A 22563-nucleotide genomic window follows, 5' to 3' on the forward strand; every position below is an offset into this window, starting at 1 on the left:
CGCCATGCGGTACGCCGCCCTCCGCCGCCGGGGGAAAACCCCACCCCATCCCGGGTACCGGCTGTCCCACGGCCCGACGGGCTGCTTACCGGTTCTTTATCAGGGCCTAGACTCCCGTGCGTACAGGTCAACGAGGTCAACGAGGTCAGGGAGCGAGGGACGGACGGTGCGGGAGACGTTGGGGGACTCGTCGTACGCCGCGGTGAACGTCGTCGCGGCCGGCTACTTCCGGTCCTACTCGGTGGTCGGACTGCTCGCCCTCATCGGCGTGCTCTTCGTCGCGGTCGCCTTCGGGGCCGGCCGCCTGCTGCGCCCGGTCGTGCCGACACCGGAGAAACTCCTGACCTACGAGTGCGGAGTCGACCCCGTCGGCGAGGGCTGGGCCCACACCCAGGTCCGCTACTACGTGTACGCCTTCCTGTACGTGATCTTCGCGGTCGACTCGATCTTCCTGTTCCCCTGGGCGACGGTCTTCGCCGCCCCCGGCTACGGCGCGGCGACCCTGGTGGAGATGTTCGTCTTCCTCGGCTTCCTCGCCGTCGGCCTGCTGTACGCATACAAGAAGGGCGTCCTGGCATGGACGTGAACCCCTCGGTCTCCGAGCCCGTGTACCTGCCTGAGCCGAAGAGGCTGGGCGCGCTCGCCCGCCTCGCCCCCGAGCCGATGAAGGTCGTCCTGAACTGGGGCCGCCGCTACTCGCTCTGGGTGTTCAACTTCGGCCTCGCCTGCTGCGCGATCGAGTTCATCGCCGCGTCCATGGCCCGCCACGACTTCATCCGCCTCGGCGTGATCCCGTTCGCGCCGGGCCCCCGCCAGGCCGACCTGATGGTGGTCTCGGGCACGGTGACGGACAAGATGGCCCCGGCGGTCAAGCGCCTGTACGAGCAGATGCCGGAACCCAAGTACGTCATCTCCTTCGGCGCCTGCTCCAACTGCGGCGGCCCCTACTGGGACTCGTACTCGGTGACGAAGGGCGTCGACCAGATCATCCCCGTCGACGTCTACGTCCCCGGCTGCCCGCCGCGCCCCGAGGCGCTGCTCCAGGGCATCCTCAAGCTCCAGGAGAAGATCGCCCGCGAGTCGCTGGGTGAGCGGTACGGCAACGGGCCGGCCCGGCCGTCCGCCGCCGCCCTGCAGAGCGGCCTGGTGCGGCCCCCGGCGCCGGCCGGTGAGGGGGACACACGATGAGCACGGCCGCCGGCTGGCTGCCCGCCCCCGCGGAGGAACTCTTCGGCACGGGCGCCACGGCCGAGGAGTCCTACGACCTCCTGACCGTGGACGTAGCGCCGTCCGCCTGGCTCACCGCCCTGGAGACGGCCCGTACGACCCTGTCCTGCACCTACTTCGACTGGCTGAGCGCGGTCGACGAGCCGGGCACCGGCTTCCGGATCTGCGCGCACGTCGTCGGCCTGCACCCGGTCCGCCGTCTCCTCGTCCGTACGACCGTGCCGCACGAGGCCCCGGCCCTGCCCTCCGCCGTCGGCGTCTACGCCGGTGCCGCCTGGCACGAGCGCGAGACCCACGAGATGTTCGGCGTCGTCTTCGAGGGCCACCCGGGGCTGGACCACCTCCTTCTCCCGGAGACCTTCGAGGGCCACCCCCTCCGCAAGGACTTCGTCCTCGCCGCCCGCGTCGCCAAGGCCTGGCCGGGCGCGAAGGAACCCGGCGAGTCCGAGCACGGCGGCCCCAAACGCCGGCAGATGCTGCCCCCCGGCGTCCCCGACCCCAACGAGTGGGGCCCCCTGAAGGGCCAGCTCCCGCCCGCCCCGACCCGCCCGGCGAGGGCGGCGGCGGGCCGCACGGCGGCAGGCGCGGCGGGGGAGCGTCCGGTACGGCGCACCCGTTCGGCCTCCCAGGGCTCGGCCTCCCAGGCCGCAGCCGCGGGCGGGGCCGGGGAGGCTGCTGGTGCTGGTGCTGGTGCTGGTGCTGGTGCTGGTGCTGCCGGTGCGTCCGGTCGGCCGCGTCGGACGCGGAGTGCGAGCCAGGGCTCGGTGAGCCAGGCGGCGGTGCCGGCCGAGGACGCGGCGACGCGCAAGGAGGCCGCGACCGAGGGCGATGCCACCCGGGCGGCGGCGCGGGGGCCCGCGGACGGGCCGGCCGCCGAGGCCTCGGTGGCGTACGAGCCCGGCTCGGCGCCCGCGCCCGCCCGGCCGCGCCGCACCCGCAGCGCCTCGCAGGGCTCGGCCTCGCAGCGGACCGCGGCGGCGCCGGAACCGTCCCCGGCGGAGCCGGCGGAACCCGCGGAACAGGCCCGACCGGAAGAGCCGGCAGGGCCGGAGGAACCGGCGGGACCGGTGGAGTCGGCCGGCGCCACCCGCCCCGCCCGCCGCGGCACCGCCCCCCGCAGTTCCGACGCCCCGTGGCACCACGCCCGCCCGGCGTTCGCCGGGGCGGAGCCCCCTGCCGAGCCGGGGCCCCCTGCCGAACCGGAGCCCCCTGCCGAACCGGAGCCGCGGAAGGCAGCCGGGCCGCAGCGGCCTGTGGAACCGGAGCGGCCTGCGGAACCGGAGCGGCCTGCGGAACCCGAGCGGCCTGCGGAACCCGAGCGGTCCGCTGAACCCGAGCGGTCCGCGGAACCGGCACCGGAGCAGGCACGTGCCCCCGAGCCGCGCCCCGACGACCCCGAGCACGACCCGACCACCCCCGACGACCCCGCAGGAGGCCCGCAGTGAACGGCGCGTGGGACGTCGCCCTGCGACTCGTGGTCGTCTTCGTCGTCTTCCTCACCTTCCCGCTGATCGTGGGGCAGACCGAGCACAAGGTGATGGCCCACATGCAGGGCCGGCTCGGACCGATGTACGCGGGCGGCTTCCACGGCTGGGCTCAGCTCATCGCGGACGGCGTGAAGTTCGCGCAGAAGGAGGACGTGGTCCCGGCGGGCGCCGACCGCCGCGTCTTCCAGCTCGCCCCCGCCGTGGCCCTGTTGCCGTACCTCCTCGTCCTCCTCGCCCTCCCCATCGGCCCGGGCGAGGGCGCCGTCGGCCAGGTGCTGGACGCCGGCGTGTTCTTCGTGCTCGCGGTGATGGGCGTCGGCGTCCTCGGCTCGCTGATGGCCGGCTGGGCCAGCGCCAACAAGTACTCCCTGCTCGGCGGCCTGCGTACGGCCGCCCAACTGCTCGCCTACGAACTCCCGATGCTGCTGGCGGCGGCCTCGGTCGCGATGGCGGCGGGCACCGTCTCCCTGCCCGGCATCGTGCACGCCTTCCACTGGTGGTGGCTGCCGTGGCAGATCGTCGGCGCGATCGTCTTCTTCGTCGCCGGACTCGCCGAGCTGCAACGCCCGCCGTTCGACATGCCCGTCGCCGACTCGGAGATCATCTTCGGCGCGTACACCGAGTACACCGGCCTGCGGTTCGCGCTCTTCCTCCTCGCCGAGTACGCGGGGATCGTCGTCCTGTGCGGCCTGACCACCGTCCTGTTCCTCGGCGGCTGGCACGGGCCGTGGGGCCACGACGGCCTGGGCTGGCTGTGGACCCTGCTGAAGACCGCGATCCTCGCCTTCCTCGTCATCTGGCTCCGCGTCACCTACCCGCGGCTGCGCGAGGACCAGCTCCAGAAGCTGTCCTGGACCCTCCTCGTCCCCCTCTCCCTCGCCCAGATCGCCCTCACCGGCATCGTCAAGGTGGTGATCTCCTAGTGGCCGAGTCGCTCCCGCCCACCCGGTCCCGCATCCCCGGCAGCGGCCTCGCCAAGGGCCTGGCCGTCACCCTCCGCACGATGACCAGGAAACACGTCACCGAGCAGTACCCGGACGTCCTGCCCGAACTCCCGCCCCGCAGCCGTGGCGTGATCGGCCTGTTCGAGGAGAACTGCACGGTCTGCATGCTGTGCGCCCGGGAGTGCCCGGACTGGTGCATCTACATCGACTCGCACAAGGAGACGGTCCCGCCCGCCGCCCCCGGCGGCCGCGAGCGCAGCCGCAACGTCCTCGACCGGTTCGCCATCGACTTCTCCCTGTGCATGTACTGCGGCATCTGCATCGAGGTGTGTCCCTTCGACGCCCTGTTCTGGTCGCCGGAGTTCGAGTACGCCGAGACCGACATCCGCGACCTCACCCACGAGCGGGACAAGCTCCGCGAGTGGATGTGGACCGTGCCGGCCCCGCCCGCCCTGGACCCCGGCGCGGAGGAGCCCAAGGAGATCGCCGCCGCCCGCAAGACCGCGGAGAAGCTGGCCGCCGCCCAGGCCGAGCCGCGGGAGGGGGAGTCGTGACCCTCGCCGCGACCACGGTGGCCGCCTCCGGAACACCGGGTTTCCTGTCCCCGACCGGCGTCGAGATCGCGTTCCTGCTCGTCGGACTGGTCACCCTCGGCGCGGCGCTGGTCACCGTCACCACCCGGCAGCTGGTGCACGCCGCGCTGTGGCTGGTGGTCGCGCTCGGCGGCCTCGCCGTGGAGTACCTGCTCCTCACGGCCGAGTTCATCGCCTGGGTACAGGTGCTGATCTACGTCGGTTCCGTCGTCGTCCTCCTCCTCTTCGGCCTCATGCTCACCAAGGCCCCCATCGGCCGCTCCCCGGACGCCGACTCCGGCAACCGCTGGGCCGCCCTCACGGTCGCGGTCGCCGCCGCCGTCGCCCTGGTGTGGGTGGTCGTCGACGCCTTCAGGGCCACCTGGATCGACCTGGACGGACCGGCAGCCGGCACCACCGAGGTCACCGGCGCGAGCCTGTTCCGGCACTGGGTGCTGCCCTTCGAGGCCCTGTCCGTGCTGCTCCTCGCCGCGCTGGTCGGCGCGATCGTCCTGTCCCGCAAGGCCAGGGCCGACGCCGGCCCCGCGGCCCCCGGGAAGGAAGGCGCCCGCTGATGCACCTCGCCTACCCCGCCGTACTCTCCGCCCTCCTGTTCTGCACCGGCCTGTACGGCGTCCTCGCCCGCCGCAACGCGATCCTGGTCCTGATGTCGGTCGAGCTGATGCTCAACGCCGTCAACCTCAACCTGGTCGCCTTCGACGTCTGGCTCAGCCGCGCCGCGAAGGAGACCCTGCACTCCGGCCAGGCCCTGACCCTGTTCACCATCGCCATCGCCGCCGCCGAGATCGGCATCGGCCTGGCGATCGTGCTCGCCGTCCACCGCAACCGCGGCACCTCCGACATCGACAAGCTCCGCGACACCGCCGAGGGTCCCGACGCCGCCGGTCCCGGCACCGAGGGCCCCGGCACCCCCGCGGCCGGGAAGGCTGAGGCCACCGCGTGACCACGATCACCCTCGCCGTTCTCGTTCCCCTCCTGCCGTTCCTGGGCGCCGCGGCCGGCCTGCTGCTCGGCCGCACCGCCCCCGGGTTCGTCCGCCCGCTCGCCGTGCTGCCCCCGTTGGCCTCCCTGGTGCTGGCCGCGCTGGTCGCCGCGCGGGAGGGCGGTGACGCGGCCGTCGACGCCCACACCGAGCTGACGCCCACCGGATCCGTGCCGATCGAGCTGGCCCTGCACATCGACGGCTTCGCCGCGCTCGTCGCCGTCCTGGTCGCGTTCGTGGCGGCCTGCGTGCAGATCTACTCCACCGGCTACCTGCGGGACGACCCGCGCTACCCCTCGTACGCCGCGCTCGTCTCCCTGTTCACCTCCGCGATGCTCCTGGTCGTCTACTCCGGCGATCTGATCGTGCTGCTGGTCGGCTGGGAGGTCATGGGCATCTGCTCCTACTTCCTGGTCGGCCACTACTGGGAGACCCCCGAGGCCCGCGCCGCCTCCCTGAAGGCCTTCCTGGTCACCAAGCTCGGCGACGTGCCGTTCCTCATCGGCCTGTTCGCGCTGGGCGCCGAGGCCGGCTCGTTCCGCATCACCCGCGTCCTCGATGCCGTCGCGAGCGGCGGCATCGACCACCCGACCGTGATCGCGCTGCTGCTGCTCGCGGGCGTCGCCGGCAAGTCGGCGCAGTTCCCGCTGCACACCTGGCTGCCGGACGCGATGGCGGGCCCGACGCCCGTCTCGGCGCTGATCCACGCCGCGACGATGGTCGCCGCCGGTGTCTACTTCACCGCCCGTCTCCTCCCGCTCTTCGAGGCCTCCCGGGCCGCGATGGTGGTCCTCGCCGTCATGGCCGCCGTCACCATGGCCGGCTCCGGTCTCGCCGCGCTCGCCCAGGACGACATCAAGCGCGTCCTCGCCTACTCGACGATCGGCCAGCTCGGCTACATGACCGGCGCCCTCGCCGTCGGCGACCGCGGTGCCGCCGTCTTCCACCTCCTTTCGCACGGCGCCTTCAAGGCGCTGCTGTTCCTCGCGGCCGGCGTGGTCATCCACGCCGCCGGCACCAACTCGCTGGCCGCCATGTCCCGCATGCACGGCCTGCGCGACCGCATCCCGGACGCCTACTGGACGATGACCGTGGCGCTGCTCGCCCTCGCCGCGATCCCGCCCTTCAGCGGCTTCTTCTCCAAGGAGTCCGTCCTCGGCGCTGCCGAGCACGTGACCTCCGGCCACACCGGGCACGCCCCCGGCGCCGCCGGCTGGATCGTCCTCGTCGCCGGCCTGTTCACCGCCGTGCTGACGGCCGCGTACGCCACCCGGCTGTGGCTGCTGGCCTTCCGCGGCCGGGGCGCGGAGGCACCCGACCACGGCCGTCAGCCGCTGACGATGACCGTGGTGCTGTGGGTCCTGGCGGTCCCGTCCCTGGCCTTCGGCGGGCTCGCCTACCGGGCGCTCCCCGGCTGGTTCGACGGCCGGGACCTGACCCCGACCCTCCTCACCTCCGTCCTCGGCACCGGCCTCGCCCTGGTCGGCGGGCTGCTCACCTACGGCGCCTGGCAGCGCACGGCCGCGCTGGCCGCCCGTGTCCCGCTCGGCGCGGTCGCCGCCCACCCCGAGGAGGACGCCGGACTGGTCGAGGCCGAGGCCATCGCCTCCCACGCACCGGCCTACGGCGACATCGCCTACGCCCCCGACCCGGCGGACCCGGCACGGCTGCTGCTCGGCCCGCTGCACCGGCACGCGGCCGCCGGCTTCCACCTGGACGCCGTGTACTCGGCGCTGTTCGTCCGGCCGGTCCAGGCCGGAGCGAGCCTCGTCCGGTTCCTCGACCGTGAGGTCGTCGACACCTACGTCCACGGCGCCGCCGCCGTGCCCCGGCTGCTCGGGGCCGCCGTGCGGCGCGCCCAGACCGGCAACGTGCAGACCTATGTGAGCGCGCTGCTCGCCGGCACCGTCGTCCTGGTGGTCGCCGTCCTCCTCGTCGCCACGGGAGTGTGAGCAGGCGTGATCGATATCAACGAGTCCGTGATGCAGTTCCTTCTGGCATTCGTCGTCGTCGGCCCGCTCCTCGGCGCCGTCGCCGCTCTCCTGCCGGCCCCGCCCGGACTGAAGGGGAAGTCACCCGAGCAGGCCGTGCTCCGGCACGGCGTGACCGTGACCGGCGCGGTCCTCATCGCCGCGATCGTCCTCGCGCTCGGCTTCGACCACGACCACCCGTCGAAGATGCAGGCCACGACCGACATCAGCTGGATCCCCGCACTCGACGTGCGGATCCACCTCGGCACCGACGGCATCTCCCTCCCCCTTCTGGTCCTGACCGCGCTGCTGACCTTCCTCTGCGCGCTGTACTCCTACTTCAACCCGCCCAAGGGCGGCTCCCCGAAGGCGTTCGTCGCCCTGCTGCTCCTGCTGGAGTCCGGCACCCTCGCGACCTTCGCCGTCCTCGACCTGCTGCTGTTCTTCCTCGCGTTCGAGATGGTGCTCATCCCGATGTACTTCCTCATCGCCCGCTGGGGCGGCGAGGGCCGGACCCGGGCCGCGTGGAAGTTCATCCTGTTCACGCTGCTCGGCTCCGTGGTCATGCTGCTCGGCCTGCTCCTGATCGGCATCAAGGCGGGCACGTTCGACATGGTGGCACTCGCCACTGACAACGGCCGGTCACTCACCGCGTCCGTGCAGGTCATCGCCGTTCTGGCGATCGGGATCGGGCTCGCGGTGAAGGCGCCGATGTGGCCGCTGCACAGCTGGCTGCCCGACGCCCACACCGCCGCGCCGACCGTCGGCTCGGTGCTGCTGGCCGGTGTCCTGCTGAAGATGGGTACGTACGGTTTCGTCCGCATCCTGCTGCCGGTGGCGCCGCACGGCTTCCACACCTTCGCGCCCTATCTCGCCGCGTTCGCCGTCGTCGGGATCGTCTACGGGTCCCTGGCCTGCCTGGCCCTCGCCAAGCCGGGTGCGAAGGGCGACCTCAAGCGCCTCATCGCGTACTCCTCCGTCGGCCACATGGGCTTCGTCCTGCTCGGCATCGCCACCATGACCCCGACCGGCGTCAACGGCGCCCTGTTCGCCAACATCGCCCACGGCCTCATCACCGGCCTGCTGTTCTTCCTGGTCGGCGCCCTGAAGGACCGCACCGGCAGCACCGACCTCGACACCCTGGCCCTCCCGGCGCCCGGCCACCACCCCGCACCGAGCGGCTCCGCCGCGCCGGACCGGTTCCAGCCCGGCGCCGCCCTGTACGGCAGGGCCCCGCGCCTCGGCGGTCTGCTCGCCTTCGGTGCCGTCGCCTCCCTCGGGCTGCCCGGACTCGCCGGGTTCTGGGGCGAGATGCTGGCCCTGTTCGGGGCGTTCCGGCCCGCCGCCGGCCTCAGCCGCCCCGCCTTCCTCACCTTCATGGCGATCGGCGCGTTCGGCACCCTGCTGACCGCCGCGTACATGCTGATCGTGGTCCGCCGCGTCTGCATGGGCGGCGCCGAGCGTGACGTGCCGGAGCTCGCGGACGTCCACGGGTACGAGTTCGCCGCCTGGACCCCGCTCGTCACCCTCACCGTCCTCGCCGGACTGTGGCCGAAGGCGCTGCTCGGCCTGACCGACCCGGCCGTGCAGCAGTTCCTCGCAGGAGGCACCCGATGAGCGCCCAGCCGCTTGCCGAGTCGCTGGTCCAGTCCGTCGACTGGCTCGCGATCGCCCCGCCCACCCTCGCGGCCGTCGTGGCGCTGGTCGTCCTCGTCGCCGACCTGTTCCTGCCGGAGCCCCGCAAGGCCGTGCTCGGCTGGATCTCGGTCGCGGGCCTCGCCGCGGCGGCCCTGCTGCTCCTGCCCCTCCTGGACGGCGACCGCAGCACCTTCTGCCTCACCGGCCCCGCGCGCGCGTGCAGCTACACCGCCGACCGCTTCACCCTCGTCATCCAGTTCCTGGTCCTGGGCGGCGCCCTGCTGGCGGCCCTGCTGTCCGTCACCCACCTGGACGACGAGCGGCGGCGCGTCCCCGCGGGCGAGTTCTGGTTCCTGCTGCTGTCCTCCGCGGCCGGTGCCGCCCTGCTGCCGGCCTCCCGGGATCTGGCCACCCTGATCGTCGCCCTGGAGGTCGCCTCCCTGCCGGCCTTCGCCCTGGTCGGCATCCGGCACGGCGACGAACGGTCCTCCGAGGCCGCCCTGAAGTTCTTCCTTTCCTCGGTCACCGCCACCGCGGTCAGCCTGATGGGCATCAGCTTCGTCTACGCCTCCACGGGCACCCTGTACCTCACCCAGGTCGCCCAGCGCCTCCCGCACGTCGACGGACAGCTGCACACCCTTGCGCAGGCCGGTGTCGTCCTCACCCTCGTCGGCTTCGCCTTCAAGACGGCCGCCGTGCCCTTCCACTTCTGGGTGGCGGACACCTACGTGGGCGCGCCCCTGCCCGTCGCCGCCTACCTCTCCGTCGTCGGCAAGGCCGTCGGCTTCTCCGGCCTGATCCTCGTCACGGTCGTCGCGTTCCCGTCGTACGCCGACGTCTGGGGGCCCGCGCTCGCCGCCCTGGCCGCCCTCACCATGACCGTCGGCAACGTCGCGGCGCTGCGCCAGCAGGCCACGCGCGCGTACAGCGCCGTGCGGCTGCTCGCCTGGTCCTCCGTCGGCCAGGCCGGCTACCTGCTGGTGCCGATCGCCGCCGCCGGGTACTCCAGGGACGCCCAGAAGGCGATCGGCTCCACGGTCGCGTACGCCCTGATGTACGCCGCCGTGAACCTCGGCGCCTTCGCGGTGGCCGCCCTGGTGGGCCGCGGGCGCGCCCTGAACAGGATCAGCGACTACCGGGGCCTGTACGCCACCAACCCGCCCAGCGCCCTCCTGCTGGCCTTCTTCCTGCTGTGCCTGGCCGGGCTGCCGCCGGGCGTCATCGGCCTGTTCGCCAAGGTCACCGTGTTCTCGGCGGCCGTGGACGCGGGCCTCGGCTGGCTCGCGGTCGTCATGGCCGTCAACGTCGTCATCGCCCTCTTCTACTACCTCCAGTGGACGGCCCTGCTGTTCCGCGCGCCCGAGGGCGAGCCCGCCCGGCACCGCGTCCCGGCGCCCGTCACCGCCGCCCTCGCCGTCACCGGGGTCCTCGCCGTCGTCCTCTCCGGAGCACCCCAGCTGGTCCTCCGCTTCGCGGCCGGCGGACTGTTCCGATGAGTCGGCACGCGCGCGTGGGGCACCCGTGCCGGCACGCGCGCGTGGCCGAACCCGCACGTCACCCGTACGGCCGCGCCGCTCCGCCGTAAGCACCGGGGAACTCGGGGCCGTCGCCTGGCGTTGTCCCCAACGGGAGGGTCCACTGGATCAGAGTGTTCCCCAGCTGCACGACTTGGAGGACGCACCGTGCACCGCCGGCACAACGGGCTCAGGACCGCCGTACTCCTCGGGGGACTGTCCGCACTCATCATCGTCATCGGCAGTTTCTTCGGCCGCGCGGGACTCGTCGTCGCGGTCCTGGTCGCTCTCGGCACGAACGCGTACGCGTACTGGAACAGCGACAAACTGGCGCTGCGCGCGATGCGCGCCCGCCCGGTCAGCGAGTTCGAGGCGCCGGCGCTGTACCGGATGGTGCGGGAACTGTCCACGCAGGCTCGCCAGCCCATGCCCCGGCTGTACATTTCGCCGACGGAGGCCCCGAACGCCTTCGCCACGGGCCGCAACCCGCGCAACGCGGCCGTCTGCTGCACCGAGGGCATCCTGCGCCTGTTGGACGAGCGGGAGCTGCGCGGCGTCATCGGCCACGAACTGAGCCATGTCTACAACCGGGACATCCTCATCTCCTCGGTCGCCGGCGCACTCGCCTCCGTGATCATGTTCCTGGTCAACTTCGCCTGGCTGATCCCGGTGGGCCGCTCGGACGACGACGACGGCCCCGGCCTGTTCGGCGTGCTGCTGATCATGATCCTCGGCCCGCTCGCCGCCACCCTGATCCAGCTGGCCATCAGCCGCTCCCGGGAGTACGAGGCGGACGCCTCCGGCGCCCAGCTCACCGGCGACCCGCTCGCCCTGGCCGGCGCCCTGCGCAAGCTGGAGACGGGCACCCGGCAACTGCCGCTGCCCCCCGAGCCCCGGATCGAGACGGCGAGCCACATGATGATCGCCAATCCCTTCCGCCCGGGCCAGGGGCTGTCCAAGATGTTCTCCACGCACCCGCCGATGGCGGAGCGCATCGCCCGGCTCGAAAAGATGGCGGGCGGCCGGCGGTGAAGACGGCCTCCGTATTCGTCGTTCGGATGGCCCTTGTTTCTTACTCGATAATCCGTGGAAATCCCTGAGGCTGTCCGGGGGAAAACGCGGACGTCACCGCGCGCCTGAGGATTGTCCAAGGCCCGCCGTGGAAACAACAACAACAATAACAACAGCAACGGCTGAACTTGAGGGTTCGGCGGCCGGGTACCCGATGCTCCCTGGCCGCCGAACTGTCGCGGCCGATGAGAACACTTGGTGCTATGCGACGCGTGCCGACCCTGACGGCGTCGTGTGTTACCGGAATTCCTGGAAGGCGGAGTTCCGGCACGGCGAAGTGGTGTACGTGCCTTTCCTGGTCCAGGTTCCCGAGCCTTCGCCTCCGCCGCCCGTGATTCTCGTCGGCAGCCTGGACGAAGTCCGCCCGGGTGATGCACCGGGAACGTGAACCCCCTCGTCGGCGCCGGAATCAGCGCCCGCTGTGGGTGTCGCAGCCGTCGTCCCCCCACACCTCGTCACAGCCGCGGCTCAGCTGGTGGGAATGCGTGGACGCGTGAACCGGGGCTGCCGCCGAAGCACCCTCCGGCTCGCCTAACGCGAAACCGCCGGCCAGGAGAATGCCGAGTACGAAAACCTTGAAGTGGTGTTTCGAGTACCGCATGGTCCCATTGTCGGACACCATGGGGGGTGAATCCAGTCGAACGGCGGCAAGGGGAAGTCAGCGCTGAGAGGGGTGAATTCAGCGCCCGCCGAACGCCTGGTCCGTGGGGACGACCTCCTGTCCCAGCGGCATGAGCGAGAGCGGAATGAGCTTCAGGTTCGCCCAGCCGAAGGGAATTCCGACGACCGACAGGAACAGGGGGATGCTCGTGATCAGGTGGGCCAATGCCAGCCACCAGCCCGCGAAAACGATCCAGATGACGTTGCCGACGAACGACGGGGCTCCGGCGCCGGGCCGCCGCACGGTGGTACGGCCGAACGGCCAGAGGACGAACCCGGCGATGCGCAGCGACGCGATGCCGAACGGGATGGTGACGATCAGGATGAAGCAGATCAGGGCGGCGATCAGGTAACCGATCGCCATCCACAGCCCGCAGAAGACGAGCCACAGGATGTTGAGCAGCAGGTTGAACACCTTCATGACCGGTACCTCTCCAGGCAGCTCGGTCGGCGTGCCTGCTCCCGCCAGTATCGGCGGATCACGCGTTCAGGAGGAAGCGGAGCGTCGCCGATGGGGCGCACGCCGGCGTCCGTCCGTACGTCACCCCGGGCGCCGCCCCCGCCACCACCGCCGTACGCCGTAGACCGCCACGCCCACCGCGAGTACGCCGGCGCCCACGGCGACCGAGGCCGCGGGCAGCGCGAACGCCAGCGTGGCGCAGCCGAGCAGACCCACCGCGGGCACCAGCCGCGAGCGCGGGGCCGCGTTCAGCGTCCAGGCCGAGGCGTTGGCGACGGCGTAGTAGGCCAGCACGCCGAAGGACGAGAACCCGATCGCGCCGCGCACGTCCACTGTCGCGGCCAGGACGGCGACCACCGCGCCCACGGCCAGTTCCGCCCGGTACGGCACGCGAAAGCGTGGGTGCACGGCCGCCAGCGCGCCCGGCAGGTGTCCGTCCCGGGCCATGGCGAGCGTCGTACGGGAGACACCGAGGATCAGGGCGAGCAGCGAGCCCAGCGCGGCCACCGCGGCTCCGGCCCGGACCACGGGCACGAGCCCCGGCACCCCGGCCACCCGGACCGCGTCGGCCAGCGGCGCCGCCGCCTGCCCGAGCCGGCCCGCGCCGAGAACGGCGAGTACGGCGACGGCCACGCACGCGTACACCGCCAGCGTGATGCCCAGGGCCAGCGGGATCGCCCGTGGGATCGTGCGCGCCGGATCGCGCACCTCCTCCCCGAGGGTGGCGATCCGCGCGTACCCGGCGAACGCGAAGAACAGCAGCCCGGCCGCCTGGAGTACCCCGCCGGCACCCGTCGGCAGACCGATGTCCAGCCGTCCCGCGCCGGCCCGCCCGGAGGCCAGGCACACCACGACCACGGCCGCGAGCACGGCCAGGACGACGGCGACGACCGTCCGCGTCAGCCACGCGGACTTCTGGATCCCGCCGTAGTTGACCGCGGTCAGCGCCACCACCGCCGCGACCGCCACCGTGTGCGCCTGCCCCGGCCACACGTACGCACCCACGGTGAGCGCCATGGCCGCGCAGGACGCCGTCTTGCCGACCATGAAGGCCCAGCCGGCCAGGTATCCCCAGAAGGGGCCGAGCCGCTCCCTGCCGTACACGTACGTGCCGCCGGAAGCCGGGTAACGGGCGGCGAGCCGGGCCGAGGACATGGCGTTGCAGTAGGCCACGACCGCGGCGAGGGCGAGCCCGGGCAGCAGCCCCGACCCGGCCGCCCGCGCGGCCGGCCCGAAGGCCGAGAAGACGCCGGCGCCGATCATCGAGCCGAGGCCGACGACGACGGCGTCCCGCACGCCCAGGGTCCGGCGCAACCGGGCGTCGGTACGTGTCATGCGCCGCACCCTACTGATCGTGGCAACCGGCGGATGGACCCGTGACGTCCTCTTCATCGACACGGCACGAACACGCGCGCGACGCGCGGGCGCCCGGGAGCGGGAACTCCCAGGCAACCGACAGCGCGGACACAGCGCGGAAGGGCAGGTTCACGGCATGAGCATCATCGGTTGGATCATCCTGGGACTGCTGGCGGGAGCCGTTGCCAAGGTCCTTCTGCCCGGACGCGACCCCGGCGGCTTCATCGGTACCACCGTCATCGGCATCGCGGGCGCGTTCATCGGCGGCTGGATATCGGCCCGCTGGCTGGACCACCCCATCAGCAAGCACTTCTACGACGGCGCCACCTGGGCCGCTGCCATCGGCGGCTCCCTGGTGCTGCTGATCGTCTACCGGATCCTGTTCGGCAACTCACGCGACTGAACGCGAGGTACGGCGGTACGCGAGGTACGGCGGCACGCGAGGCACGGCAGAGGAGAGGGCGGGCACCGCACCGCACGGTTCCGCACCGCACGGTTCCGCACCGCGGGGCGCGGGGTGCCCACCCTTCTCTGTGTTCTCCGTGCCGGTGGCTCCTACCGGTAGTTCACGAACTGCAGCGCGAAGTCGAAGTCCTTGCCCTTCAGGAGGGCGATGACGGCCTGGAGGTCGTCGCGGCTCTTGGAGCTGACGCGCAGCTCGTCGCCCTGGACCTGGGCCTTCACGCCCTTGGGGCCCTCGTCGCGAATGATCTTCGCCACCTTCTTGGCGTTCTCCTGGGAGATGCCCTCCTGGATCGACGCGAAGATCTTGTACTCCTTGCCGGAGAGCTGCGGCTCGCCCGCTTCCAGCGCCTTCAGCGAGATGCCGCGCTTGATGAGCTTCGACTGGAAGACGTCGAGGACAGCCTTCACCCGGTCCTCAGAGTTCGCCTCCATGAGGATCTTGTCACCGGACCACGAGATCGAGGCCCCCACGCCCTTGAAGTCGTAGCGCTGCGAGATCTCCTTGGCGGCCTGGTTGAGGGCGTTGTCGACCTCCTGCCGCTCGACCTTCGAGACGATGTCGAAACTGGAGTCGGCCATGTCCTGTGGCTCCTTGTATCGGGGTGCGGGTGCGTATCGGGTGCGTGCCGGCGTGCGCGGCGGTGACCGCCGGGCCCGGTGGAGTACCGGTCCGCATCCGCACCAGCCTAGCCACCCCGCGCACCGCCGGGCGGAGATCAATCGGGTGGCGAAGCACCCCCGGGCATCGGGTATTGTTTACGTCGTTGCCGGGGAACACCGCCGAAAGCGGGTTCGAAGCGGCAGCATCACCCGGCGGTGTGCCCGAGCGGCCAAAGGGAGCAGACTGTAAATCTGCCGGCTCAGCCTTCCCAGGTTCGAATCCTGGCGCCGCCACACGGGAGCGAGGCCCCGTGATCTGCGTAAGCAGGTCACGGGGCCTTCGTCGTTGTCCGGGGCGCCGGCTCCGCCCGGCCGGGGGGGGGGACCGCTGTCGCGCGTCGACCCCGCACCTCATTAGAATCGAACGTGTGAACGAGGACCGTCCGCTGACGCGTCTCGACATGCTGCGCTTCGCCCGCCGCGTCGTCGAACACCAGGCCGCCAGGCAGCTCGCGCTGATGGACCGGTGGATCGCCGACGAGGAACGCCGGGAGGCCGCACGGCAGCGCCGTGCCGGCGTCCGGCAGGCCGCCGCGGGGTGGGCCGTCGAGCGTGGTCCCCAGGGCCGGAGCGCGGTGTACGTCCACGTCGGCGGCTGTACGGGCGCCGGCGGCGGGCGGGCCAAGGGCGTCGGCCGGGAGCAGGCGGTACGGGCCCTCACCGAGGAAGGAGTCCCCGCGTGCCCGCTGTGCCGGCCGGACACCGCGCTGGGGATTCTCGAATGACCGGCCCGGGTGCGGGCCCGGCCGGTCCGGATGATGCTGGAGCCATGGCCGGGAAACGTCCCATCATCGTGCACCTGCCGTCCCCGACCGGCGGTCGCCGGGTACGGGTGGACGGCGAGATCCTCGGCCTCGCGCACAACGTGCGGGACCTGGTGGAGTTCCTGCGCCGGGCGGGGCTGGAGATCGAGCCGGAGGAGGTGGCCGACTCGCCGCTGATCGACTGGCGCGGAGTCGGCCCCGAGCGGTGGGAGGCGGAGACCCGGACCTGATCACACCACCGTCGTCGCCCGGGGGAGGTACGCCGACCGCACGCTCGGGCACACTGACGGCATGTCCTCCCGCCGCAGAACCTGCCCCGTGTGCCACCGCGACATCGCCGTCGTCGCGGGCCGCTTCGCACGGCACGACCCGCCCGGGGCGCGGGAGAACGGGGAACTGGTCTCCTGCGCCGGGTCGCGACAGCCGGCGCAACTCGGGGCCGTGCAGCCGTCCTTGGACGGGTACGCCGTGCCGGACTTTCCCGGGCAGCTGCCGCTGTTCTGAGGGCCTGACGGGCCGGGAGCAGGCGGGCCGTGATTCCCACGGCTCGTCAGGACGCGTACGGGGAGGGCGAGGCGGGCCCGGACGGTCGACGGCCGGCGGCCCCGCTCAGTTCCCGGCCACCGACTTCACCGCCACCGACACCGGTGTCGAACCGCTGATCAGCTCCAGCGTGAGACCGGACGTCGCCGGCGTGTCCACCAGTTCCGCGAGGACGGTCGCCACGTCGTCCCGGGGGACCGAGCCGCGCCCCGTGTGCGCCTCCAGCCGGACCAGCCCGGTGCCCGCCTCGTCCGTCAGCGCGCCCGGGCGCAGGATCGTCCAGTCCAGCGCCTCCTGACGGGTGACGTAGGCGTCGGCCTCGCCCTTGGCCCGCAGGTACACGTCGAAGACGTCGTCCCCCTGGTGCGCGGGATCCGCTCCCATCGAGGACACCACCACGAAACGGCGTACGCGCGCGCGTACGGCGGCGTCCGCGAACAGCACCGCCGCGCCCCTGTCCACGGTGTCCTTGCGTGCCGTGCCGCTGCCCGGGCCCGCGCCGGCCGCGAACACCGCCGCGTCCGCGCCCTGCAAGTGCGCCGCGACCTCCTCCACCGAGGCGGACTCGAGGTCGAGCAGGACCGGTTCGGCGCCGGCCGCGCGCAGATCGTCGCCCTGCTCGGCTCTGCGGATGATGCCCGCCACCTCGTCCCCGCGCGCGGAGAGCACACGCTCCAGCCGCAGCGCGATCTGACCATGACCACCAGCGATGACAATGCGCATGGAACCGACCGTACGCCCGGAGAGCCGCATCCGCCGCACGGGTTGACCGCCGCGTTCCGGAGCACCACAGGCGTGGTCAGGCGGTGCCGGCGAGCGAGGTCCCGCCGCCCCGGGACGGCTCCCGCACCGACCCCTGCCGGCCCCGCCCGCCCCGCCGCCCGCTCAGGACAGCTCCCCCCGCCCCTGTCGCGGCAGGCCCAGTTCCGCTGTGACCGCTGAGTTGCAGTACTCGCGGACCGCGCTCGTGCGGGCCACCACCCGGCCGCGGTGGACGACGATCCGGCTGTAGGCCAGGGACAGCGCGCCGGGGAGGTGGTCGCCGCGTACGGCCAGCAGTTCGGCCGGGAAGCCCGCTTCCACGCGGACCTCCGGCAGGCCGAGCACCGCGCGTGCCGAGGCGCACACCGCGTCGTAGGCGTCCTCGGGGCGCAGGCCGTGGGCGGAGGCCAGGCGGTAGGCGGCCTCCAGCGGGTCGCCGCGGCCGACGGGGTTGGACACGTCCCGCAGGGCACCGCTGCCGGCCGCCACTCGCACCCCCGCGGCACGCAGCAGCCGTACCGGCGCGGTGCCGCGCCGGTCGGCGCCGCCGCAGCCGCCCTGGGGCAGGCACACGACCGTCACCCCGGCCGCCGCGAGCTGGTCGGCGACACGGGAGGCGGCATCGCCGGGCAGGCGGGCGAGACCGGCGCACGGTCCGATCGTCACGCCGGGGCGCAGGCCCCCCGCCATGGCCGCGAGCCGGGAGAGACGGGTCGGGTCGGCGGCGTCCGTGTGCAGGTCGACGGGGCAGCCGTGTTCGGAGGCCACCTCCAGGACCGTCTCCACGTAGCCGGTGGGATCGGGGTCCAGGTCCGGGCAGCCGCCCACCACACCGGCGCCCATCTTCACCGCGTCCCGCAGCATCGCGAGCCCGTCGGCCCCGGCCACCCCGGTCAGCAGCCGGGGCATCGCCACCGCCGTCAGCTCCGCCAGCCCCCGCAGGGACCGCCGTGCCTGGAGGACCGCGCCCAGCGCGCCGAGCCCCTGGACGTCGCCCACGCGCACGTGCGCGCGTACCGCCGTCGCCCCGTGCCCGAGCTGGAGCAGGGCCGCCTCCGTGGCCCGGCGCTGGACGTCCTCGGGGGCGTACGACGCGGGGCCGGGGTCTTCGGCGGACAGGGCGGTGTCGCCGTGGGCGTGCGGTTCGGCCGGCGCCGGCAGGAGCAGGTAGCCGCTCAGGTCCACGCGCGTGGCGGTCGTCCGGGCCGGGCCCGGCGCGAGGCTGCCGGTGGTGCCCACGGCCTCGATGCGCCCGCCGCCCAGCCGCACGTCCACCGTCCGGCCGTCGGTGAGGCGTGCACCGCAGAGCAGGAGCGCGGCCTGGTCGGAGTGTCCGGAGGACCCCGACGGGTTCGACGGCGGTTGCGGCTGCGGCTGGCTGTCGGGCATCGCGCTCCAGGTGGGGGCCGGGGGGCGGGCGGGCCGGCGTGGGGAACAGGGGCCGTCCACCGCCCCAAGATCACGCAGAGTGAGTCGAGCCTAGGGCGACGAACCGCGCGGGACGCGCAGGAGCGCAATAGTCGTACCGGCGTGGTCCGCCTCGGACGTCACACGGGCCGCCGACGCGCGCGGGCGGTGATCCCGCCGCGTCTCCGGGGCCCGAGGGGCTGTCGAGTGGGCCGTGGAGAGGGTTCCGTCGGGCGGCGGGATACGGATTTGGGTGAACGGCGGCGGACCGTGTAATGTCTTCATCGCTCGCCCCAATAGCTCAGTCGGCAGAGCGTCTCCATGGTAAGGAGAAGGTCAACGGTTCGATTCCGTTTTGGGGCTCTGGTGTGAGAGGTTCCCGCCGCGAGGCGGGGGCTGATCTCATCAAAGCGGTGTAGCTCAGTCGGTAGAGCAAGCGGCTCATAATCGCTGTGTCACCGGTTCAAGTCCGGTCACCGCTACTGACAGTAGCCGATTGCGGGGTCGGTCCTTCGATCGGCTACTCTTTCTTGCGTTGAACCAGTCCACCCGTTCGTCATAGGAGCACTCACGTGGCTGCCACCGACGTCCGCCCGAAGATCACGCTGGCCTGCGTGGAGTGCAAGGAGCGGAACTACATCACCAAGAAGAACCGGCGTAACAACCCGGACCGTCTTGAGATGAAGAAGCACTGCCCGCGTTGCAATGCGCACACCGCGCACCGCGAAACGCGATAAACAGGCTCGACCGTGAGGCCGTCCCCTTCCGAGGGGGCGGCCTCACGGCGTTTCACCGGCTCGGCGCCCGGCTCGCCGTACCCGCCCGCCGCGCCGCCCCCGTGCGCGTCGCGCGGCCGGTTTCCGGCTAATTTGGGGCCAGCACAGCAGACATCAGGAGGTGCCGGGCCATGGCGCTCGACCAGTCCTTCGTGGGACGGACCTACCCGCCCACCGCGCCCTACGAGGTGGGCCGGGAGAAGATCCGCGAGTTCGCCGAGGCGGTGGGCGAGACCAACCCGGTGTACACGGACCCCGAGGCCGCCAAGGCGTTCGGTCACTCCGATGTGATCGCCCCGCCGACCTTCGTGTTCTCCATCACCTTCCGCGCGGCCGGCCAGGTCGTCGAGGACCCCCAGCTGGGGCTCGACTACAGCCGCGTGGTCCACGGCGACCAGAAGTTCGCCTACGCCCGCCCGGTGCGCGCCGGCGACCGGCTCACGGTCACCTCCACGATCGAGGCGATCAAGTCCCTCGCGGGCAACGACATCCTGGACATCCGCGGTGAGGTGCGCGACGAGGCCGGCGAGCACGTCGTGACCGCCTGGACCAAGCTCGTGGCCCGCGCGGCCGAGGAGGCGTGAGGACCCGATGACGGCGAAGATCGCCTACGACGAGGTCGAGGTCGGCACCGAGCTGCCGGCGCAGACCTTCCCCGTGACCCGCGCCACGCTCGTGCGCTACGCGGGCGCCTCCGGGGACTTCAACCCGATCCACTGGAACGAGAAGTTCGCCAAGGAGGTGGGTCTGCCGGACGTCATCGCGCACGGCATGTTGACCATGGCCGAGGCGATCCGCGTGGTCACCGACTGGACCGGCGACCCGGGCGCGGTCGTGGAGTACGGCGTCCGCTTCACCAAGCCCGTCGTCGTCCCGAACGACGACCACGGCGCCCTGATCGAGGTCAGTGCCAAGGTCGCGGCCAAGCTGGACGACAACACCGTACGGGTGGACCTGACGGCGATGAGCGCCGGCCAGAAGGTGCTGGGCATGTCCCGGGCGGTCGTACGGCTCGCCTGACGGCCCGCGTGCCGCGTGTGAGGGGCGTCCTGCTTCGGCGGGGCGCCCCTCGCGCATGCCGTCCTCCCACACGGCTCCGTACGCCCTTGACCAACTTAGTGATTGAGTACTAACTTAGCGGCATGCCCAGGATGAGCGCAGAGGAGCGACGCGAGAGCGTCGTCCGCGCGGCGACCGCCGAGTTCGCACGCGGCGGGTACCACGGCACCTCCACGGAGGCCATCGCCAAGCGGGTCGGCGTCTCGCAGCCGTACCTCTTCCGGCTCTTCCCGGGCAAGAAGGCGATCTTCCTCGCGGCGGCCGAACGCTGCGTGGAGGACACCATCCGGACCTTCGAGGAGGCCTCGGAGGGGCTGCGGGGCGAGGAGGCCCTGCACGCCATGGCGAACGCGTACACCAAGGTCATCGCGGAGCGGCCCGAGTGGCTGATGATGCAGATGCAGATGTACATCGCCGTGGCCGCCGCGGAGCAGGAGGGCGACCGGGAGTTCGGCGAGAGCGTACGGGCCGGCTGGATGCGGCTGTGGGACACCGTGCGGCTGGCGCTCGGCGCCGACGTCGACGGCACGACCGCCTTCCTGGCCCACGGGATGCTCATCAACTGCCTGGTGGCCATGGGTTTTCCGCCCGAGCACCGGGTCTGGGAGGGGCTCTATCCGTCGGCCCGGAGTACGGGTCGCCTGGAGGTGTAGGGGCCTGGCCCTGTCGTCTCGGCGGGCACCGGCATGAGCACAGCCATGCCCAGCAAAGTTAGTCAGCAATAACTAACTACGATCCCCAGGGGGGACGATGGCACAGCAGACAGCACCACCCGTCACCAACCCGTCGCGCGCGAGCGCGATATGGGCCCTCGTCATCACGAGCGTCGCCGGATTCATGGCGTCCCTGGACAACCTCGTCGTCACCACGGCCCTGCCCTCGATCCGCGAGGACCTCGGCGGGGCGCTGGACGACCTGGAGTGGACCGTGAGCGCGTACACGCTCACCTTCGCCGTCCTGCTGATGTTCGGTGCCGCGCTCGGCGACCGCTTCGGACGCCGGCGGATGTTCATCGCCGGACTCGCCGTCTTCACCGGCGCGTCCGCCGCCGCGGCCATGGCACCCGGCATCGACTCCCTGATCGCCGCCCGCGCGGTCCAGGGCGTCGGCGCGGCCGTGATGCTGCCGCTCACGCTGACCCTGCTCACGGCGGCCGTGCCCGCGGCCAGGCGCGGGACGGTGTACGGCATCTGGGGCGCCGTCAACGGCCTCGCCGTCGCCTCCGGGCCGCTGATCGGCGGCAGCCTCACCGAGCACGTCTCCTGGCACTGGATCTTCTGGCTGAACGTCCCGCTGGGCCTCGCCGCGCTGCCGCTCGCCCGGCTGCGCCTCGCCGAGTCCCACGGCACCGGCGCCCGCCTCGACGTGCCCGGCACGCTCCTCGCCAGCGGCGGGCTCTTCGGGATCGTCTACGGCCTGGTCCGCGGGCCCGCCGACGGCTGGACCGACTCCGTGGTGCTGACCGCGCTCGGCGCGGGCGGGGCGCTGCTCGTGGGCTTCGTCGGCTACAGCTCCCGCGCGGCGCACCCGATGCTGCCCATGCGGCTGTTCCGCTCCCGGGCCTTCTCCGGGATCAACGCCGCCAGCCTGCTGATGTTCGTCGGGATGTTCGGCTCCATCTTCCTGCTCAGCCAGTACATGCAGGGCGTCCTCGGCTACTCGCCCACCGAGGCGGGGCTGAGGATGCTGCCGTGGACCGGCATGCCGATGCTCGTCGCGCCCGTCGCGGGGCTCCTGTCCGACCGGATCGGCGGCCGGCCGGTCGTCGCCGCGGGCCTGTTCCTCCAGGCCGCCGGGCTCGGCTACATGGCCTGGATCGTCACCACGGACGTCTCCTACGGCGCCCAGCTTCCCGGCCTCGTCATCAGCGGTGTCGGCATGGCCCTGTACTTCGCGCCGGCCGCCAGCCTGGTCATGGCCAGCGTGCGCCCGCAGGAGCAGGGGATCGCCTCCGGCGCGAACAACGCGCTCCGTGAGGTGGGCGGCGCGCTCGGCATCGCGGTGATGTCGTCGATCTTCTCGGCGCGGGGCGGCTACGAGTCCGCGCGGAGCTTCGTCGACGGTCTGCGGCCGGCCCTGGTCACCGGCTCGGCGGTGGTCGCCCTCGCCGCGGTCGCGGCCCTGGTGATCCCCGGGCGCCGCAGCAGCGCTCCCGCGGTCGGGGAGGCGCCCGCGCCGGTCCTGGAGACCGCCTCCCGCTGACCCGTCACCACCGCGCGAGGAAC

25 protein-coding genes and 3 tRNA genes are annotated in these 22563 nt (G+C 72.4%); 23 read left to right on the forward strand and 5 right to left on the reverse strand.

From position 1 onward, the window contains the following. Window positions 1–166 precede the first annotated feature (166 nt). The 11 genes from LG395_RS26360 to htpX all read left to right on the forward strand — a co-directional run bounded on the left by LG395_RS26360 (window position 167) and on the right by htpX (window position 11387). On the forward strand, window positions 167–586 hold the full coding sequence (locus tag LG395_RS26360) for an NADH-quinone oxidoreductase subunit A (protein ID WP_225811474.1): 420 nt from the start codon (window positions 167–169) through the stop codon (window positions 584–586). After that, window positions 577–1188 carry an NADH-quinone oxidoreductase subunit B gene (locus tag LG395_RS26365; protein WP_171153752.1) on the forward strand — a complete coding sequence of 204 codons (612 nt, stop codon included), beginning with the start codon at window positions 577–579 and terminating at the stop codon, window positions 1186–1188. The genes LG395_RS26360 and LG395_RS26365 overlap by 10 nt, the downstream gene beginning before the upstream one ends. Then, on the forward strand, window positions 1185–2672 hold the full coding sequence (locus LG395_RS26370) for an NADH-quinone oxidoreductase subunit C (RefSeq protein WP_225811475.1): 1488 nt from the start codon (window positions 1185–1187) through the stop codon (window positions 2670–2672). The genes LG395_RS26365 and LG395_RS26370 overlap by 4 nt, the downstream gene beginning before the upstream one ends. Further along, window positions 2669–3637 (forward strand): complex I subunit 1/NuoH family protein, encoded by a 969-nt coding sequence (locus LG395_RS26375; RefSeq protein WP_171153748.1) that lies wholly within the window; start codon window positions 2669–2671, stop codon window positions 3635–3637. The genes LG395_RS26370 and LG395_RS26375 overlap by 4 nt, the downstream gene beginning before the upstream one ends. Continuing rightward, window positions 3637–4212: a NuoI/complex I 23 kDa subunit family protein gene (locus LG395_RS26380; RefSeq protein WP_171153747.1), complete on the forward strand. Its 576-nt coding sequence runs from the start codon at window positions 3637–3639 to the stop codon at window positions 4210–4212. The genes LG395_RS26375 and LG395_RS26380 overlap by 1 nt, the downstream gene beginning before the upstream one ends. Continuing rightward, window positions 4209–4805, forward strand: a complete 597-nt coding sequence (locus tag LG395_RS26385) for an NADH-quinone oxidoreductase subunit J family protein (protein ID WP_171153744.1) — start codon at window positions 4209–4211, stop codon at window positions 4803–4805. The genes LG395_RS26380 and LG395_RS26385 overlap by 4 nt, the downstream gene beginning before the upstream one ends. Then, window positions 4805–5194: an NADH-quinone oxidoreductase subunit NuoK gene (gene nuoK / locus LG395_RS26390; protein ID WP_171153742.1), complete on the forward strand. Its 390-nt coding sequence runs from the start codon at window positions 4805–4807 to the stop codon at window positions 5192–5194. The genes LG395_RS26385 and nuoK overlap by 1 nt, the downstream gene beginning before the upstream one ends. Further along, window positions 5191–7185, forward strand: a complete 1995-nt coding sequence (locus tag LG395_RS26395) for an NADH-quinone oxidoreductase subunit 5 family protein (RefSeq protein WP_225811476.1) — start codon at window positions 5191–5193, stop codon at window positions 7183–7185. Before nuoK ends, LG395_RS26395 begins: the two co-directional genes overlap by 4 nt. 6 nt (window positions 7186–7191) lie before the next feature. Beyond that, window positions 7192–8820: an NADH-quinone oxidoreductase subunit M gene (locus LG395_RS26400; protein WP_225811477.1), complete on the forward strand. Its 1629-nt coding sequence runs from the start codon at window positions 7192–7194 to the stop codon at window positions 8818–8820. Next, window positions 8817–10337 carry an NADH-quinone oxidoreductase subunit N gene (locus LG395_RS26405; RefSeq protein ID WP_225811478.1) on the forward strand — a complete coding sequence of 507 codons (1521 nt, stop codon included), beginning with the start codon at window positions 8817–8819 and terminating at the stop codon, window positions 10335–10337. Before LG395_RS26400 ends, LG395_RS26405 begins: the two co-directional genes overlap by 4 nt. Window positions 10338–10523: 186 nt before the next feature. Beyond that, window positions 10524–11387, forward strand: a complete 864-nt coding sequence (gene htpX / locus LG395_RS26410; RefSeq protein WP_171153735.1) for a zinc metalloprotease HtpX — start codon at window positions 10524–10526, stop codon at window positions 11385–11387. 718 nt (window positions 11388–12105) lie between these two features. On the opposite strand, the gene LG395_RS26415 is transcribed toward htpX, so the two are convergent. Together LG395_RS26415 and LG395_RS26420 are read right to left on the reverse strand one after the other, a co-directional pair. Further along, window positions 12106–12507, reverse strand: coding sequence for a YccF domain-containing protein (locus tag LG395_RS26415; RefSeq protein WP_171153734.1), 402 nt, complete (start codon window positions 12505–12507; stop codon window positions 12106–12108). A 120-nt stretch (window positions 12508–12627) separates the two neighbouring features. After that, the gene (locus tag LG395_RS26420; protein WP_225811479.1) at window positions 12628–13881 is read right to left on the reverse strand and encodes an APC family permease; all 1254 of its coding nucleotides are present in this window, start codon (window positions 13879–13881) and stop codon (window positions 12628–12630) included. 157 nt (window positions 13882–14038) lie between these two features. Here LG395_RS26420 and LG395_RS26425 point away from each other — a divergent pair, with 157 nt between their 5' ends. Next, window positions 14039–14305: a GlsB/YeaQ/YmgE family stress response membrane protein gene (locus LG395_RS26425; RefSeq protein WP_171153730.1), complete on the forward strand. Its 267-nt coding sequence runs from the start codon at window positions 14039–14041 to the stop codon at window positions 14303–14305. Between the two features lie 152 nt (window positions 14306–14457). Here the strand turns inward: LG395_RS26425 and LG395_RS26430 are convergent, their stop codons facing one another. Continuing rightward, window positions 14458–14946, reverse strand: coding sequence for a YajQ family cyclic di-GMP-binding protein (locus LG395_RS26430; RefSeq protein ID WP_171153728.1), 489 nt, complete (start codon window positions 14944–14946; stop codon window positions 14458–14460). A gap of 233 nt (window positions 14947–15179) precedes the next feature. On the opposite strand from LG395_RS26430, the gene LG395_RS26435 reads away from it, so the two are divergent. The 4 genes from LG395_RS26435 to LG395_RS26450 all read left to right on the forward strand — a co-directional run bounded on the left by LG395_RS26435 (window position 15180) and on the right by LG395_RS26450 (window position 16295). Continuing rightward, window positions 15180–15261 (forward strand) — tRNA-Tyr (locus LG395_RS26435). A gap of 134 nt (window positions 15262–15395) precedes the next feature. Beyond that, a complete protein-coding gene (locus LG395_RS26440; protein WP_225811480.1) occupies window positions 15396–15752 on the forward strand; it encodes a DUF6233 domain-containing protein in 357 nt (118 codons plus the stop codon). Window positions 15753–15796: 44 nt separating this feature from the next. Continuing rightward, window positions 15797–16021 (forward strand): hypothetical protein, encoded by a 225-nt coding sequence (locus LG395_RS26445; protein ID WP_171153724.1) that lies wholly within the window; start codon window positions 15797–15799, stop codon window positions 16019–16021. A gap of 61 nt (window positions 16022–16082) precedes the next feature. After that, complete coding sequence (locus tag LG395_RS26450; RefSeq protein WP_030641127.1) at window positions 16083–16295, forward strand: hypothetical protein; 213 nt, start codon at window positions 16083–16085, stop codon at window positions 16293–16295. Between the two features lie 105 nt (window positions 16296–16400). On the opposite strand, the gene LG395_RS26455 is transcribed toward LG395_RS26450, so the two are convergent. Together LG395_RS26455 and LG395_RS26460 are read right to left on the reverse strand one after the other, a co-directional pair. Further along, complete coding sequence (locus LG395_RS26455; RefSeq protein WP_225811481.1) at window positions 16401–17057, reverse strand: NAD(P)H-binding protein; 657 nt, start codon at window positions 17055–17057, stop codon at window positions 16401–16403. Window positions 17058–17219: 162 nt separating this feature from the next. Next, window positions 17220–18485 carry an amidohydrolase family protein gene (locus tag LG395_RS26460; protein WP_225811482.1) on the reverse strand — a complete coding sequence of 422 codons (1266 nt, stop codon included), beginning with the start codon at window positions 18483–18485 and terminating at the stop codon, window positions 17220–17222. A 308-nt stretch (window positions 18486–18793) separates the two neighbouring features. On the opposite strand from LG395_RS26460, the gene LG395_RS26465 reads away from it, so the two are divergent. From LG395_RS26465 to LG395_RS26495, 7 genes are all read left to right on the forward strand, one after another. Further along, window positions 18794–18866, forward strand: a tRNA-Thr gene (locus LG395_RS26465). 46 nt (window positions 18867–18912) lie between these two features. Further along, a tRNA-Met gene (locus LG395_RS26470) sits at window positions 18913–18985 on the forward strand. A 90-nt stretch (window positions 18986–19075) separates the two neighbouring features. After that, entirely contained in the window at window positions 19076–19240 is a 165-nt protein-coding gene (rpmG, locus tag LG395_RS26475) for a 50S ribosomal protein L33 (protein ID WP_003948671.1), read from the forward strand. Between the two features lie 170 nt (window positions 19241–19410). Further along, entirely contained in the window at window positions 19411–19863 is a 453-nt protein-coding gene (locus LG395_RS26480; protein WP_225811483.1) for a MaoC family dehydratase N-terminal domain-containing protein, read from the forward strand. A 7-nt stretch (window positions 19864–19870) separates the two neighbouring features. Beyond that, window positions 19871–20299 carry a MaoC family dehydratase gene (locus tag LG395_RS26485; protein WP_225811484.1) on the forward strand — a complete coding sequence of 143 codons (429 nt, stop codon included), beginning with the start codon at window positions 19871–19873 and terminating at the stop codon, window positions 20297–20299. A 122-nt stretch (window positions 20300–20421) separates the two neighbouring features. Beyond that, the gene (locus LG395_RS26490) at window positions 20422–20991 is read left to right on the forward strand and encodes a TetR/AcrR family transcriptional regulator (RefSeq protein WP_225811485.1); all 570 of its coding nucleotides are present in this window, start codon (window positions 20422–20424) and stop codon (window positions 20989–20991) included. A 97-nt stretch (window positions 20992–21088) separates the two neighbouring features. Further along, a complete protein-coding gene (locus LG395_RS26495; protein WP_225811486.1) occupies window positions 21089–22540 on the forward strand; it encodes a DHA2 family efflux MFS transporter permease subunit in 1452 nt (483 codons plus the stop codon). Window positions 22541–22563 lie beyond the last annotated feature (23 nt).

The organism is Streptomyces spinosus (genome assembly GCF_020400655.1).
GTDB classification, from domain to species: domain Bacteria; phylum Actinomycetota; class Actinomycetes; order Streptomycetales; family Streptomycetaceae; genus Streptomyces; species Streptomyces argyrophylli.